Origin of the sequence: Rhodococcus wratislaviensis, assembly GCF_041228765.1 — a bacterium.
GTDB lineage: Bacteria > Actinomycetota > Actinomycetes > Mycobacteriales > Mycobacteriaceae > Rhodococcus_F > Rhodococcus_F wratislaviensis.
Map to the genome: position 1 here is coordinate 3965123 of NZ_CP150488.1, position 14878 is coordinate 3980000.

General features: G+C 68.3%; 15 protein-coding genes (1 of these 15 only partly in view). 12 read left to right on the forward strand and 3 right to left on the reverse strand.

What is annotated here, in order from left to right:
• Nucleotides 1–35 precede the first annotated feature (35 nt).
• The 10 genes from argC to WKC72_RS18320 all read left to right on the forward strand — a co-directional run bounded on the left by argC (nt 36) and on the right by WKC72_RS18320 (nt 11950).
• On the forward strand, nt 36–1091 hold the full coding sequence (argC, locus tag WKC72_RS18275) for an N-acetyl-gamma-glutamyl-phosphate reductase (RefSeq protein WP_037237343.1): 1056 nt from the start codon (nt 36–38) through the stop codon (nt 1089–1091).
• Nucleotides 1088–2332 carry a bifunctional glutamate N-acetyltransferase/amino-acid acetyltransferase ArgJ gene (gene argJ, locus WKC72_RS18280; protein ID WP_052033461.1) on the forward strand — a complete coding sequence of 415 codons (1245 nt, stop codon included), beginning with the start codon at nt 1088–1090 and terminating at the stop codon, nt 2330–2332. Before argC ends, argJ begins: the two co-directional genes overlap by 4 nt.
• Nucleotides 2329–3255 carry an acetylglutamate kinase gene (gene argB / locus WKC72_RS18285; protein WP_370183809.1) on the forward strand — a complete coding sequence of 309 codons (927 nt, stop codon included), beginning with the start codon at nt 2329–2331 and terminating at the stop codon, nt 3253–3255. Before argJ ends, argB begins: the two co-directional genes overlap by 4 nt.
• A complete protein-coding gene (locus WKC72_RS18290; protein WP_037237339.1) occupies nt 3252–4451 on the forward strand; it encodes an acetylornithine transaminase in 1200 nt (399 codons plus the stop codon). The genes argB and WKC72_RS18290 overlap by 4 nt, the downstream gene beginning before the upstream one ends.
• Nucleotides 4448–5395, forward strand: coding sequence for an ornithine carbamoyltransferase (gene argF, locus WKC72_RS18295; RefSeq protein WP_112300733.1), 948 nt, complete (start codon nt 4448–4450; stop codon nt 5393–5395). Before WKC72_RS18290 ends, argF begins: the two co-directional genes overlap by 4 nt.
• Nucleotides 5392–5934: an arginine repressor gene (locus tag WKC72_RS18300; protein WP_037237329.1), complete on the forward strand. Its 543-nt coding sequence runs from the start codon at nt 5392–5394 to the stop codon at nt 5932–5934. The genes argF and WKC72_RS18300 overlap by 4 nt, the downstream gene beginning before the upstream one ends.
• A gap of 47 nt (nt 5935–5981) precedes the next feature.
• Nucleotides 5982–7181, forward strand: coding sequence for an argininosuccinate synthase (locus tag WKC72_RS18305; protein ID WP_005247359.1), 1200 nt, complete (start codon nt 5982–5984; stop codon nt 7179–7181).
• A 2-nt stretch (nt 7182–7183) separates the two neighbouring features.
• A complete protein-coding gene (gene argH / locus WKC72_RS18310) occupies nt 7184–8602 on the forward strand; it encodes an argininosuccinate lyase (RefSeq protein ID WP_128642011.1) in 1419 nt (472 codons plus the stop codon).
• Between the two features lie 106 nt (nt 8603–8708).
• A complete protein-coding gene (locus WKC72_RS18315; protein WP_081792550.1) occupies nt 8709–11699 on the forward strand; it encodes an acyl-CoA synthetase in 2991 nt (996 codons plus the stop codon).
• Nucleotides 11700–11737: 38 nt separating this feature from the next.
• Complete coding sequence (locus WKC72_RS18320) at nt 11738–11950, forward strand: Trm112 family protein (protein ID WP_005247353.1); 213 nt, start codon at nt 11738–11740, stop codon at nt 11948–11950.
• On the opposite strand, the gene WKC72_RS18325 is transcribed toward WKC72_RS18320, so the two are convergent.
• Genes WKC72_RS18325 through WKC72_RS18335 form a run of 3 tightly spaced genes read right to left on the reverse strand, consistent with a single transcriptional unit; the run spans nt 11951 to nt 14060 of the window.
• On the reverse strand, nt 11951–12577 hold the full coding sequence (locus WKC72_RS18325; RefSeq protein ID WP_037237323.1) for a TetR/AcrR family transcriptional regulator: 627 nt from the start codon (nt 12575–12577) through the stop codon (nt 11951–11953).
• Entirely contained in the window at nt 12574–13329 is a 756-nt protein-coding gene (locus tag WKC72_RS18330; RefSeq protein WP_037237320.1) for an ABC transporter permease, read from the reverse strand. Before WKC72_RS18330 ends, WKC72_RS18325 begins: the two co-directional genes overlap by 4 nt.
• The gene (locus tag WKC72_RS18335; protein ID WP_037237317.1) at nt 13329–14060 is read right to left on the reverse strand and encodes an ABC transporter ATP-binding protein; all 732 of its coding nucleotides are present in this window, start codon (nt 14058–14060) and stop codon (nt 13329–13331) included. Before WKC72_RS18335 ends, WKC72_RS18330 begins: the two co-directional genes overlap by 1 nt.
• Before the next feature lie 39 nt (nt 14061–14099).
• Between WKC72_RS18335 and WKC72_RS18340 the strand changes: the two genes are divergently transcribed.
• Together WKC72_RS18340 and tyrS are read left to right on the forward strand one after the other, a co-directional pair.
• On the forward strand, nt 14100–14771 hold the full coding sequence (locus WKC72_RS18340; RefSeq protein WP_370183818.1) for a DNA-3-methyladenine glycosylase: 672 nt from the start codon (nt 14100–14102) through the stop codon (nt 14769–14771).
• Between the two features lie 8 nt (nt 14772–14779).
• Nucleotides 14780–14878, forward strand: the start of a protein-coding gene (tyrS, locus tag WKC72_RS18345; RefSeq protein ID WP_037237498.1) for a tyrosine--tRNA ligase. It continues 1179 nt past the right edge of the window; only the first 99 of its 1278 coding nucleotides appear in the window; its start codon is at nt 14780–14782; the stop codon falls past the right edge of the window.

Here is a 14878-nt window from a genome sequence, read left to right on the forward strand (position 1 = left end):
TGTATTAGCTTGCATGATGATGCATAATCAATCGTATGACTGAGCACGCGGGAAAACCGATCAGGATTGCCGTCGCCGGCGCGAGCGGATACGCCGGTGGCGAAGTGCTGCGTCTGCTGCTGGGGCACCCGTCGTATGCGGACGGTTCGCTCGTCATCGGCGCGCTCACAGCCGGCGGCAACGCCGGATCGACTCTGGGCTCGCACCATCCGCACCTGCTTCCCCTCGCAGACAGAGTGCTCGAGGACACCACCGTCGAGACGCTCGCCGGACACGACGTGGTGTTTCTCGGTCTGCCGCACGGCAATTCGGCGCAGTACGCGAAGGCGCTGCCCGAGTCCACGGTCATCATCGACTGCGGCGCCGACTTCCGGCTGACGAACGCCGAGGACTGGGAGCGGTACTACAAGAGCCCGCACGCGGGTAGCTGGCCCTACGGACTTCCGGAACTCCCGGGTGCCCGCGAGAAGCTGGCCGGCGCCACACGCATCGCCGTCCCCGGGTGCTTCCCGACGGTGTCGAGCCTGGCGATGGCCCCGGCGGTCGCCGCGGGTGTCGTCGAACCGAGGGTCACGATCGTCGCCGTCACCGGTGCCTCCGGCGCGGGACGCGCACCCAAGGCCGATCTGCTCGGCTCCGAGGTAATGGGTTCGGTCCGTGCCTACGGTGTCGGCGGCGTGCACCGCCACACCCCGGAGATCATCCAGAACCTCTCCGAACTCGCCGGTGAGCGTGTCACCGTGTCGTTTACCCCCGTGCTGGCGCCGATGCCGCGCGGCATCCTCGCCACGTGCACCGCGGCCACCACGGCGTCCGAGGACGAGGTGCGCGCGATCTACGAAAAGGCGTACGCGGACGAACCGTTCGTGCACGTGCTGCCCCAGGGCGTGCTGCCGCAGACCGGTGCGGTCGTCGGATCGAACGCCGTCCAGATCGCGGTGACAGTCGACGCCGACGCCGGTCAGATCGTCGTGGTCGCGGTGATCGACAACCTTGCGAAGGGCACCGCCGGGGGAGCCGTGCAATCGATGAATCTTGCGCTTGGACTACCCGAGACCGCCGGTCTCTCGACAGTGGGAGTTGCCCCGTGAGCAGTGACAGCACGATCGATCCGCACCCGACCCGGGAGGTCGCCGGCGGCGCCCTGGTCCGAACCCAGGGAGTCTCGGGCCCAGCGGGCTTCCGCGCATCCGGGATCAAGGCGGGTATCAAGGCGAGCGGCAACGCCGACCTGGCTCTCGTCGTCAACGAGGGACCCGAACTCGCTGCCGCGGGCGTCTTCACCGCGAACAAGGTCAAGGCCGCCCCGGTGCTGTGGTCGCAGCAGGTGCTCACCACGGGCAGGCTGCGCGCCGTCGTGCTCAATTCCGGTGGGGCCAACGCGTGCACGGGTGCGGGCGGGTTCCAGGACGCGCACAAGACGGCCGAGGAAGTGGCGTCCGCGCTGAGCAACTGGGGAACCGAGACCGGCGCCGTCGAGGTCGCGGTGTGTTCCACCGGTCTGATCGGCGACCGCCTGCCCATGGACAAGGTCCTGGCCGGGGTCACGGAGGCCGTGCACGAACTCGCCGGGGGAATCTCGGGTGGCACCGACGCCGCGTACGCCATCATGACCACCGACACGGTGCCGAAGCAGGCCGCCCTGCATCATGCGGACAAGTGGAACGTGGGCGGGATGGCGAAGGGCGCAGGCATGCTGGCCCCCGCGCTGGCGACGATGCTGTGCGTGGTGACGACCGACGCCGTCGCGACCGCCGCGCAACTCGACGCCGCGCTGCGGGCGGCCACCCGGGTGACGTTCGATCGGCTGGACGTCGACGGTGCCACGTCGACCAACGACACTGTGCTGCTGCTGGCGTCCGGTGCGAGCAACGTGACACCGACCCAGGAAGAGCTGAACGCCGCGGTGACGGCCGTCTGCGACGATCTGGCAGATCAGATGATGGCCGACGCGGAGGGCGTCACCAAGCGGGTGCGGGTCACGGTCCGCGGCGCGGTCAGTGAGGACGACGCCCTGATCGGCGCCCGGACGGTGGCGCGGGACAGCCTCGTCAAGACGGCGCTGTTCGGCTCCGACCCCAACTGGGGCCGGGTGCTCGCGGCGATCGGCATCGCGCCGATCGAACTGGACCCCGACAAGATCTCGGTGTCGTTCAACGGCGCCCCCGTCTGCATCGACGGCGTCGGCGCCCCGGGTGCGCGGGACGTGGACCTGAGCGACATCGACATCGCCCTCGACATCGACCTCGGTCTGGGCGAGCACGCGGTGAGCATCCGCACCACCGACCTCTCACACGCGTACGTCGAAGAGAACTCGGCGTACTCGTCATGACAGCGACCAGCGAAGCCCTCAGCTGCATCACCGATCACCAGAAGGCCCACGTCCTGGCGGAGGCGTTGCCGTGGCTGCAGCAGTTCCGCGACAAGGTCGTCGTCGTGAAGTACGGCGGCAACGCCATGGTCGACGATGCGCTGAAGACGGCATTCGCCGCCGACATGGCGTTCCTGCGGACGGTCGGAATCCAGCCGGTCGTCGTGCACGGCGGCGGCCCCCAGATCAATGCCATGCTCGGAAAGCTCGGCATGACAGGTGAATTCAAGGGCGGATTCCGCGTCACCACCCCCGAGGTGATGGACGTCGTCCGGATGGTGTTGTTCGGCCAGGTCGGCCGCGAACTGGTCGGACTGATCAACGCGCACGGCCCGTACGCCGTCGGCATCTCCGGCGAGGACGCGCACCTGTTCACCGCCACCAAGCGCACCGTGATGGTCGAGGGCAGGCCGACCGACATCGGCCTCGTCGGCGACGTCACGACGGTGAACCCGGAGGCCGTCCTGGATCTCATCCGAGCGGGCCGGATTCCCGTGGTGTCCACCATCGCCCCCGACGCGGACGGTGTGGTGCACAACATCAACGCGGACACTGCTGCCGCAGCACTCGCCGAGGCCATCGGCGCCGAGAAGCTCGTGGTCCTCACGGATGTCGAAGGGCTGTACACGAACTGGCCGGACCGCGATTCGCTGGCCACCGAGATCGACGTGGACGCGCTCGCGCAACTGCTGCCCAGCCTCGACGCCGGCATGGTGCCCAAGATGGAGGCCTGCCTGCGCGCGGTCCGCGGTGGTGTTCCCACCGCGCACGTCATCGACGGCCGCGTCGCGCATTCCGTTCTGCTCGAACTGTTCACCGGCGAGGGCATCGGCACGATGGTCACGCCCGGCCCGACGTCACCTACCGAGGGAGTTGCCTCATGACCGGAACCCCGGAACTCCAGCAGCGCTGGTCCGGCGCTCTGATGAACACGTACGGCGTCCCCCGGGTGGCACTCACGCGCGGTCAGGGAGCGGTGCTGACCGACGCCGACGGCAAGGAGTACGTCGATTTCCTCGCCGGCATCGCCGTCAACATCCTCGGGCACGCACACCCGGCGATCATCGAGGCCGTCACGACGCAGCTGTCGACCCTCGGGCACGTGTCGAACCTGTACGCCAGCGAGCCGGCGATCGAACTGGCCGAGAAGCTGCTCTCCCACCTCGGCGCCCCCGGGCGTGTCTTCCTGTGTAATTCCGGCACGGAGGCCAACGAGGCGGCGTTCAAGCTCGCGCGGGCCACCGGACGATCGAAGATCATCGCCGCCGAGAACTCCTTCCACGGCCGGACGATGGGTGCTCTCGCGCTCACCGGGCAGGCCGCCAAGCGGGCGCCGTTCGAGCCGATGCCTCCGGGTGTCGTGCACGTGCCGTACGGCGATCTCGACGCACTCGATCGCGCCGTCGACGCCGACACCGCGGCCGTGTTCCTGGAGCCGATGATGGGCGAGGGCGGAGTCGTCGTCCCGCCGGAGGGGTACCTCGCGGGCGCACGGCAGATCACCGCCGATCGCGGCGCCCTGCTCGTGCTCGACGAAGTGCAGACCGGGATCGGCCGCACGGGATGGTTCTACGCACACCAGGCGGTCGGGATCGTGCCCGATGTCATGACCCTCGCGAAGGGTCTCGGTGGCGGGATGCCGATCGGCGCGTGCATCGCGACCGGCGCGGCCGCGGACCTGTTCGGGCCGGGCAAGCACGGCACGACGTTCGGCGGGAACCCCGTCTGCGCGTCGGCGGCGCTCGCCGTGCTGCGGACGATCGCCGAGGACGACCTCATCTCCCGCGCCGACACGCTCGGCAAGTCGCTCTCCGCCGGCATCGAAGGTCTCGGACATCCGTTGATCGACCACGTCCGCGGCGCCGGACTGCTGCTCGGCATCGTCCTGACTCAGGACGTGGCCGCCGCCGTGGAGAACTCCGCGCGCGAGGCCGGATACCTGATCAACGCCGCGCAGCCGGGTGTCGTCCGGCTGGCTCCGCCCCTGGTCCTCACGGACGATCAGGCCGAAGGATTCGTCGCGGCGCTGCCCGCGATTCTCGACGACGCGCAATCGGCTTCTCAGCCGGGAAAGCAGTGACGACCGTGGTGAAACACTTTCTCCGGGACGACGACCTCACCCCTGCACAGCAGGCCGAGGTCCTCGAGCTCGCCGCCAGGCTGAAGAAGGCCCCGTTCGCCGAGCGCCCGCTCGAAGGCCCCCGCGGGGTCGGCGTGATCTTCGAGAAGAACTCGACGCGCACCCGGTTCTCGTTCGAGATGGGCATTGCGCAACTCGGCGGTCACGCGATCGTCGTCGACGGGCGCAGCACCCAACTCGGCCGGGAGGAGACGCTGCAGGACACCGGCCGCGTCCTGTCGCGGTACGTCGACGCCGTGGTGTGGCGCACGTTCGGGCAGAAGCGGCTCGAGGCGATGGCGTCCGGTGCCGACGTCCCGATCGTCAACGCGCTGTCCGACGAGTTCCACCCGTGTCAGGTCCTCGCCGATCTGCAAACTCTCGCGGAGCGCAAGGGTTCGCTGAAAGGACTGAAGCTCACCTACCTCGGCGACGGCGCCAACAACATGGCGCACTCGCTGATGCTGGGCGGTGTGACCGCGGGCGTCGACGTGACCATCGCCAGTCCCGAGGGATTCGCACCCCTCCCGTGGGTGGTCGAGGCGGCGCGGGCGCGGGCCGCCGAGACCGGCGCGACCATCACCCTCTCCGGTGACCCGCAGGCAGCGGTCGTCGGCGCAGACGCACTCGTCACCGACACCTGGACGTCGATGGGCCAGGAGAACGACGGGCTCGACCGGGTCGGTCCGTTCCGCCCCTTCCAGATCAACGAGGCGCTGCTCGCGAAGGCCGACGCCGACGCGGTGGTCCTGCACTGCCTGCCCGCCCACCGCGGGGAGGAGATCACCGACGAGGTTCTCGACGGACCGCAGAGCGTCGTCTGGGACGAGGCCGAGAATCGGCTGCACGCGCAGAAGGCACTGCTCGTGTGGCTGCTCGCGCAGCGAACCGGGGACCGTCCGTGAGTGCGGCCCCTCCGCAGCGTGCAGGTGCGGGTGCGGCACCGCCGCAGCGCGCCGCCAACGCGGCGACGGCACCGACACGGGCGGGACGGCAAGCGCGCATCGTCGCGATCCTGTCGAACAACCCGGTTCGCAGCCAGACCGAACTCGCGGCGCTGCTCGCGGCGGAGGGCATCGACGCCACCCAGGCGACGCTGTCGCGAGACCTCGAGGAACTGGGTGCCGTGAAGCTTCGCGCCGCAGACGGCGGCGCCGGGGTATACGTGGTGCCCGAGGACGGAAATCCCGTCCGCGGCGTCTCCGGCGGAACCGACCGGCTGTCGCGGTTGCTGGGGGAGTTACTGGTGTCGACCGATGCCAGTGGCAACATGGCGGTGCTGCGAACTCCCCCGGGGGCAGCGCACTATCTGGCGAGTGCACTCGATCGGGCATCATTACCTGACGTCGTGGGAACCATCGCGGGGGATGACACCATTCTCGTGGTGGCACGGGAGCCGTTGAGCGGGGCGGAACTCGCGGCCAAGATCGAATCCCTCGCCTGACAACTGAATCATCTCTACAGATCTTCAACCTAAGGAGCACAAGGACCATGGCCGATCGCGTCGTACTCGCCTACTCGGGCGGGCTGGACACCTCAGTCGCCATCAGCTGGATCGGCAAGGAGACGGGCAAGGAAGTTGTTGCTGTCGCCATCGATCTCGGCCAGGGCGGCGAGGACATGGAGGTCGTGCGTCAGCGTGCACTCGACTGCGGTGCGGTCGAGTCGGTCGTGGTGGATGCGCGCGACGAGTTCGCCGACGAATACTGCCTGCCGACCATTCAGGCCAACGCCCTCTACATGGACCGCTACCCGCTCGTGTCGGCCATCAGCCGCCCGCTGATCGTCAAGCACCTCGTCGAGGCCGCGCGTGCCCACGGCGGCACCACCGTCGCGCACGGCTGCACCGGCAAGGGCAACGACCAGGTCCGGTTCGAGGTCGGCTTCGGATCGCTCGCTCCCGACCTCGACGTGATCGCACCGGTCCGCGACTACGCGTGGACCCGTGAGAAGGCGATCGCGTTCGCCGAGGAGAACGAGATCCCGATCAACGTCTCCAAGAAGTCGCCGTTCTCGATCGACCAGAACGTGTGGGGCCGCGCCGTCGAGACCGGGTTCCTCGAGGACCTGTGGAACGCGCCGACCAAGGACGTCTACGACTACACGCAGGATCCGACCGTCAACTGGCAGGCCCCCGACGAGCTGATCATCAGCTTCGAGGCCGGCCGCCCCGTCGCGATCGACGGCAAGCCGGTCAGCGTCCTCGAAGCGATCCAGGAGCTCAACCGCCGCGCCGGCGCTCAGGGCGTCGGCCGCCTCGACGTCGTCGAGGACCGTCTCGTCGGCATCAAGAGCCGTGAGATCTACGAGGCTCCCGGAGCCATGGTGCTCATCAACGCCCACCAGGAACTCGAGCACGTCACGCAGGAACGCGAACTCGGCCGCTACAAGCGGCAGACCGAGCAGCGCTGGAGTGAGCTGGTGTACGACGGCCTCTGGTTCTCGCCGCTCAAGGTCGCGTTGGACACGTTCATCGAGAAGACGCAGGAACGCGTCTCCGGCGACATCCGGCTGGTGCTGCACGGCGGTGCGATCATCGTCAACGGCCGCCGCAGCAACCAGTCCCTGTACGACTTCAACCTGGCCACCTACGACGAGGGCGACACGTTCGACCAGTCCTACGCCAAGGGGTTCGTGCAGATCCACGGACTGTCCTCGAAGGTCGCGGCGAAGCGCGATCTGGGTCTCTAGGTATGAGTGCTCACGGCACCAACGAAGGAGCCCTCTGGGGCGGCCGGTTCGAGTCCGGACCGGCCGCCGCCATGGCGGCGCTGAGCAAGTCCACCCACTTCGACTGGGTGCTCGCCCCGTACGACGTGCGCGCGTCCCAGGCGCACGCCCGGGTGCTGCACAAGGCGGGCCTGCTCGGTGACGAAGACCTGGCGGCGATGCTCGACGGTCTCGGCAGGCTCGCGGCCGACGTCGCGAGCGGCGAGTTCGTCCCGAGCGAATCCGACGAGGACGTGCACGGGGCGCTCGAGCGCGGTCTGATCGATCGGGTCGGTCCCGAGGTCGGGGGACGCCTGCGCGCCGGGCGTTCGCGCAACGATCAGGTGGCAACGCTGTTCCGGATGTGGCTGCGGGACGCCGTCCGCCGGGTGGCCGCGGGGGTGCTCGACGTCGTCGACGCCCTCGCGACGCAGGCCGCCGCGCACCCCTCCGCGGTGATGCCGGGCAAGACCCACCTGCAGGCCGCGCAGCCGGTGCTGCTCGCGCACCATCTGCTGGCACATACGCACCCGTTGCTTCGTGACGTTCAGCGGCTGCGGGACTTCGACGTGCGGGCGGCCGTGTCGCCGTACGGTTCCGGAGCGCTGGCCGGCTCGTCACTCGGACTCGATCCCGAGGCGATCGCCGCGGAACTCGCCTTCGATTCGTCCGCCGAAAACTCCATCGACGCGACGTCGTCGCGGGATTTCGCGGCCGAGGCTGCGTTCGTGCTCGCGATGATCGGCGTCGACCTGTCGCGGATGGCCGAGGAGGTCATTCTCTGGAGCACTCCGGAATTCGGCTACATCACGCTCGCCGACGCCTGGTCGACCGGCTCGTCGATCATGCCGCAGAAGAAGAACCCGGACGTGTCCGAGCTCACCCGCGGCAAGTCCGGTCGGCTGATCGGCAACCTGACCGGTCTGCTGGCCACCCTGAAGGCGCAGCCGCTCGCGTACAACCGTGATCTGCAGGAGGACAAGGAGCCGGTCTTCGATTCGGTCGCGCAGCTCGAGTTGCTGCTCCCCGCGATCACCGGACTGGTGGCCACTCTCGAATTCCACACGGACCGAATGGCGGAACTGGCGCCGGCGGGATTCACGCTGGCCACCGACATCGCCGAGTGGCTCGTTCGTCAGGGTGTCCCGTTCCGGGTCGCGCACGAGGCGGCGGGGGCGTGCGTCCGCGTTGCCGAGGCGCGGGGCGTCGGACTCGAGGATCTCACCGACGACGAACTCGCCGGGGTCGACGCGGCGCTCACTCCGGACGTGCGGGAGGTGCTCACCGTCGAGGGCTCGATCGCCTCGCGTAACGCCCGCGGCGGTACGGCCGGTATCCGTGTGGCCGAACAGTTGGGCGGGGTCCGTCAGCTGTCCGAGTCGCTGCGTGAGTGGTGTCGATGACGCCGGCGTCGGACGCCCCGGATTAGGGGCTGTGTGACGCGTCGAGCGCAGTAGGGTGAGGGCGGGCGGCAGCGAGACGTGCGTCACGGTTCGAGAGTCTGGGAGAGTGTTCGTGGGACTGAATACCGAAACGGTGATGGGCCCGATCCGTCGCGTGGTGGCGACGGCGCAGAACGGGTTGGAGGTAGTTCGTCTCGGCGGACTCGAGACGGACCTCACCACATCGCCGTTCGAGGTGGTCGAACGCGCACCGATGTACCGGCTCCGGCGGTATTTCCCCGACACCGACCCTGCCGACGCAAGGCCCCCGATCGTCCTGGTCCCGCCGATGATGATGTCGGCCGACGTCTACGACGTGACCCGGGATCAGGGTGCGGTCGGCATCCTGCACTCGATGGGAATCGACCCGTGGGTTGTCGACTTCGGATCGCCGGATTCCGAAGAGGGCGGGTGGGATCGGAATCTCGCCGACCACATCGTCGCGATCAGCGAGATCATCGACCAGGTGCGGGCGCACACCGGTCGTGACGTCTACCTGTCCGGATACTCGCAGGGCGGTATGTTCGCCTACCAGGCTGCCGCGTACCGCCGCAGTCGCAACATCGCCGGCCTCGTGACGTTCGGCAGTCCGGTCGACACGCTCGCCGGGCTGCCGTTCGGTATCCCGGCAGGATTCGCCACCGACGCCGCCGGCTTCCTCGCCGACCACGTCTTCAACCGGCTCGCGGTGTCGGGGTGGATGGCGCGCACCGGTTTTCAGCTCCTCGATCCCGTCAAGACACTGAAGTCGAGGCTCGACTTCCTGCGTCAGCTGCACGACCGGGAAGCGTTGTTGCCGCGGGAACAGCAGCGACGATTCCTCGCGACCGAGGGCTGGGTGGCGTGGTCCGGTCCGGCCGTCGCGGAGTTGCTCAAGCAGTTCATCGTGCACAACCGCATGATGACCGGCGGGTTCGTGATCAAGGACCAGGTGGTGTCGCTCGCTGAGTTGACCTGCCCCATCCTCGCGTTCGTCGGGGAGGTCGACGACATCGGTCAGCCGTTGGCCGTCCGCGGCATCCGCCGGGCCGCCCCACGGGCGAATGTGTACGAATCAACTTTGCGGGCAGGACATTTCGGTCTCGTCGTCGGTTCAGCTGCGGCGACCCACACATGGCCCACGACCGGGAAGTGGGTGCTGTGGAACGAGGGTCTCGGGCCGCGGCCCACCAACATCGAGCTCATGCGCTACGACGAACATTTCGGCAGCGAATCCGGAGTCTCCATCAGCGACCGCATCATTCACACCGTGGCATCGGTCGCCGAGGTCGGTGTCGGGGTCGGCAAAGGGATCAGTGATTTCGCTTCGGGGGCGCTGCGGGGAACGGTGGAGCTGTCCGGCGAGGCCACGCGGGCGCTGCCGCGGCTGGCCCGGCTCGGTCAGATCCAGCCCCACACCCAGATCTCGCTCAGCCGGTTGCTGGCCGAACAGGGTCGAAAGGCGCCGGGCGGCGAGTGCTTCCTCTTCGACAATCGCGTCCACACCTACGCGGCGGTCAATCAGCGGATCGACAACGTGGTGCGCGGCCTGATCCAGGCCGGTGTCCGTCCCGCCGCCCACGTCGGCGTCGTGATGCAGACGCGCCCGAGTGCGCTCGCCGCCATCGCGGCGCTGTCCCGTCTCGGTGCGGTGGCTGTCTTGCTGCCCCCGGGCCGGGAGGTCCACACCGCGATCCGCATCGACGGTGTCGAACGTATCGTCACCGACCCGGAGAATCTCGACGCGGCGATCGCGACCGGGATGCAGGTCCTGGTTCTGGGTGGTGGCGACCAGCGCGAACTCGACGTGGATCCGTCGGCGAACGTCGTGGACCTCGAGAAGATCGACCCCGCCGCCGTGACACTGCCGGGCTGGTACCGGCCTGATCCCGGTCTCGCTCGTGAACTGGCATTCATCATCTGCAGTGAGTCCAACGGCCACTGGGAGACGAAGCAGATTACCAACTACCGGTGGGCGCTGTCGGCGTTCGGAACGGCCTCGGCCGCCGATCTGGACCGTGGCGACACCGTGTATTGCCTTGCACCCCTGCATCATTCGTCGAGTCTGCTGGCCGCCATCGGTGGTGCCGTGGCAGGTGGCTCCCGGATCGCGCTCTCACGCGGAGTCGATCCCGAGCGGTTCGCCGAGGAAGTCCACCGCTACGGGGTGACCGTGGTGAGCTACACGTGGACGATGATGCGCGAGATTCTCGACGCCGAGAACCTCGCGCTCGACGGCAGTCACCCCGTCCGGCTCTTCATCGGATCCGGAATGCCGCAGGGACTGTGGCGTCGCACGACGGAGCGGTTCGCACCGGCGAAGGTCCTCGAGTTCTACGCGTCCACCGAGGGCGACGTCGTACTCGCGAACGTCGCAGGCGCGAAGGTCGGGGCGAAGGGCCGACCCCTCCCGGGCAGTGCCGAGGTGCGGCTCGCGGCCTACGACCCGATCGCCGGCCGGCTGCTCGAGGACGAACAGGGGTTCATCCGGGAATGCCAGGACGACGAGGTCGGTCTGCTCCTCGGCCGGGCGGGCGTGCACGCAGAGATGTCCGGCGGCGCGATGCGGGGGATCTTCGCCGCGGGCGACGCCTGGATTCCGACGGAGAACCTCTTCCGTCGCGACGCCGACGGGGATTACTGGCTGGTCGACCACAGGAAGACCGTCATCGCGACTCCGCGGGGAGCCGTGTTCACTCAGCCGATCGTCGATGCGCTCGTGTCCGTCGATCGCGTCGACCTCGCGGTGGCCTACGGGGTGGAGGTCGGAGGCCGGACACTGGCCGTGGCCGCGTTCACCCTCCGCGAAGGGCGGGCGCCGAGGCTGGCGGAAATCTCCGACGCCTTCGAGGCGCTTCCTCCCGCGCTGCGACCCGACATCATCCAGGTAGTGGAGGACATCCCGCTGGGGTCCTCGTACCGTCCGAATGCCGAGGCGCTGAGCGCGGCCGGACTGCCCAAGCCGGGAACCCGTGTGTGGTACGTCGATCCGGAATCGCAGCAGTACAAGCGACTGACCAAGGCAGTGGCCGCGGAGTTTCAGAACGGCTCGGCGGGGGTGCCTGCCGGTGCGCGGTAACCTGACACTGCTCACCCGAACGGTTGGAGAGGACTTCCGTGGTTATTGATCCGACGTTGCTCGGCATTCTCGCGTGCCCGCAGGACAAGGGTCCTCTGCTGTTGGTCGGCGACGAGCTGCTCTACAACCCTCGCCTGCGGCGGGCGTATCCCATCGAGAACGGAATTCCCGTCCTCCTCATCGACGAGGCCCGGGACGTCGGCGCGGACGAGCACGAGACACTGCTCGCGCGGGCTGCCGGCGAGGCCTGATCACACCGGCAGAGCGCCGGTGAGGTAGCGCTGCAACGTCGGTCCGACGATCGCGACGAGGTCGTCGACGGGCAGCGACGCGAGCGGCTCGAATTCGAGGATGTACCGCGTCACCAGAACCCCGGCCATCTGGGATGCCACCAGCTGCATGCGCAGCATCCCGGTTCCCGGCGGATCGTCGACGCGTGGTCCGAGGTCTCGGAGCACGACCTCCAGGAGGAACGTGCGAATGAGATTGGGTTCGTTCCCCGCCATCGCGGACCGGAACGCCGCGACCACGGCGGGCTTGTGCGGCGACTCCCAGACGGAGAAGACTGCCCGGGCGAGGTGGCTGCCGACCTCGCCCGTCGGAATGTCGAGCACCGGCGCGATCACCTGCGTCGGATCCACGGGAATGTCGACCGAGGCGAGGAACAGTTCACGTTTGGTTCCGAAGTAGTGGTGGATCAGGGCGGAGTCGACGCCGGCCCCGGTGGCCACGGAGCGCACGCTGGTTTTGTCGAAGCCATTCTGTGCGAACATCTTCCGTGCAGTCGTCAGGATTCGTGACCGGGTGTCCGGGTTGCCCGGGCGTCGTCCCGTGCGCAGCCCGGGGGTGGCGTCTGCGCGTGTCGCGGGCTCGGTCATGGTGTGCGACGCCTCAGGGTCGCGGCGCCCAGCGACAGTGCGAGAAGCGCGAAGGCGGCGACCACGGCCAGGTCTCGCCACATGACGCCCGTCGCGCCGGGATGGGTGGCGACCTGCTGCAGTGCGTCTACCGCATAGCTCAGCGGGAGGACGTTGCTGATCCACTCGAGCCACGTGGGGAGCTGATCCCGTGGAACGAGGAGCCCGCACAGGAAGAGCTGGGGAACCACGACCACCGGCATGAACTGCACCGCCTGGAACTCGGTCCGCGCGAAGGCGCTGCACAGTAGGCCGAGGGCGACGCCGAGGATCGCGTTCAGCACGGCGATCAGCAGCACCCACGTCACGCTGCCCTCGGTGGTGAGGCCGAGGAATCCGAACGAGACGACGCAGGCCAGCGCCGCCTGGGCAGCCGCGGCGGTGGAGAACGCCGCCGCGTACCCGCCGAGCAGGTCGAGTTTGCCCAGCGGGGTCGTGAGGAGGCGTTCGAGCGTTCCCGACGTGCGTTCGCGTTGCATCGCGATCGACGTGACGAGGAACATCACGACGAACGGAAGGATGCCGAGCATCGTGATCGCGACGCGCTCGAACAGCGACTGCTGACCGGGGGGCGCCGGAACGTTCTGGTACAGGAAGTACAGCAGCACCATCAGCAGGCTGGGTACCACCAGAATCATGGCGACAGTGCGGTGATCCGTTCGCAGTTGCGCGAGGATCCGGCCCGCAGTGGCCGCGAAGATCGTGACGTTCATCAGCTCTCGCTCCCGACATGTGATGCGCGAATGAGGTTCAGGAAGGCGTCTTCGAGGCTCGTCTCACCGGTCTGCTCCCGGAGTTCGCCGGGGGAGACCTGCGCGAGAACGTAACCGTCGCGCATGAGGAGCAGGGAAGCGCAATGTTCGGCCTCGTCCATGACGTGGCTCGAGACCAGCAGGGTGGTACCGGCCTCGGCGAGAGCGTCGAACCGTTCCCACAGTTCGACGCGTAGAAGTGGGTCCAGGCCGACGGTCGGCTCGTCGAGGACGAGGATTTCGGGGCGCGCCACCAGGGCGCAGGCGAGGCTGACCCGTCCGAGCTGTCCTCCCGACAGGTCCGCCGCCTTCTGGGTGGCGAACCGGGTCAGCCCCACCGCGTCGATCGCTTCGGTGACCGCGTTCGACGGCTGACCGTAGAGCGCGGCGAAGTAGGCGACGTTCTTCTTGACCGTGAGGTCGGCATACACGCTGGGTGACTGGGTGACGTATCCGACGCGGCTCCGCAGCGAGACCGAGCCTGCGGGGGAGCCCAGCACCGTGACCGTCCCCGATTCCACGATCTGAGTGCCGACCACGCACCGCATCAGCGTGGTCTTTCCGCAACCGGAGGGTCCGAGGAGGCCGGTGATGGAACCGCTCGGCACCTCGACGTCGATGCCGTGCAGCACTTCGTTCTTGCCTCTTCGCACGTGCAGATCTCGGATGTCGATCGCCGGGCTGCCGGTCATGGCGGGCCTCAATTCATCACAGGGTGAATTCATTGCTTGATGAATTATGCGACCGCCGGGGTGGCGTCGTCAACGGTTGTGGAGAATCGGGACGTGACCATTGATCGACTTGACCGGGCCGAACCCGTCGACGCCGCGCGAATCGTCCTCGGATCCACGCTGGTCGTCGGAGACGTCCGCATCCGCATCGTCGAAGTGGAGGCGTACGGCGGGGAGAGGGACGGCCCGTGGCCCGACCCGGCATCGCACTCGTACCGGGGGAGGACGCCGCGCAACGAGGTGATGTTCGGACCGGCCGGGCACCTGTACGTCTACCGCAGTTACGGGATGCACTTCTGCATGAACGTGTCGTACGGGCCGGTCGGAGTCGCGGGCGGGGTGCTTCTCCGTGCGGGCGAAGTGCTCGACGGTTGCGCGACGGTCCAGGCGCGCAGGCCCCACGTCACGCGACCCGCGGAGTGGGCGCGCGGTCCCGGCAACCTGGGGTCCGCGACGGGCGTGACCCTCGCGGAGAACGGTGCGGCGCTGTTCGAGTCCGATTCGCCGGTTCGACTGGAGGTCGCGGAGTCGGACGGCTGGGTGAGTGGCCCCCGCGTCGGTGTCAGTACGGCCGCCGACCGGCCGTGGCGCTTCTGGATACCGGAGTCGCCGGCCGTGTCCGCGTACCGGAGAAGCCCGCGTGCGATGTCCGCCGACGAGCAGATGGGATGATCGAACCCGTGACTGAGAACATCATCGATGAACTGACCTGGCGCGGGCTCATTGCCCAATCAACCGATCTGGACGCGCTGCGTCGTGATCTCGATGCCGGACCGGTC

Excerpts from the sequence above, each read along its gene's own strand:
- argC (WP_037237343.1), top strand. The coding sequence starts at position 36 with ATGACTGAGCACGCGGGAAAACCGATCAGGATTGCCGTCGCCGGCGCG.
- argB (WP_370183809.1), top strand. The coding sequence starts at position 2,329 with ATGACAGCGACCAGCGAAGCCCTCAGCTGCATCACCGATCACCAGAAG.
- WKC72_RS18290 (WP_037237339.1), top strand. The coding sequence starts at position 3,252 with ATGACCGGAACCCCGGAACTCCAGCAGCGCTGGTCCGGCGCTCTGATG.
- WKC72_RS18305 (WP_005247359.1), top strand. The coding sequence starts at position 5,982 with ATGGCCGATCGCGTCGTACTCGCCTACTCGGGCGGGCTGGACACCTCA.
- argH (WP_128642011.1), top strand. The coding sequence starts at position 7,184 with ATGAGTGCTCACGGCACCAACGAAGGAGCCCTCTGGGGCGGCCGGTTC.
- WKC72_RS18325 (WP_037237323.1), bottom strand. The coding sequence starts at position 12,577 with ATGACCGAGCCCGCGACACGCGCAGACGCCACCCCCGGGCTGCGCACG.
- WKC72_RS18330 (WP_037237320.1), bottom strand. The coding sequence starts at position 13,329 with ATGAACGTCACGATCTTCGCGGCCACTGCGGGCCGGATCCTCGCGCAA.
- WKC72_RS18335 (WP_037237317.1), bottom strand. The coding sequence starts at position 14,060 with ATGACCGGCAGCCCGGCGATCGACATCCGAGATCTGCACGTGCGAAGA.
- WKC72_RS18340 (WP_370183818.1), top strand. The coding sequence starts at position 14,100 with ATGAATTATGCGACCGCCGGGGTGGCGTCGTCAACGGTTGTGGAGAAT.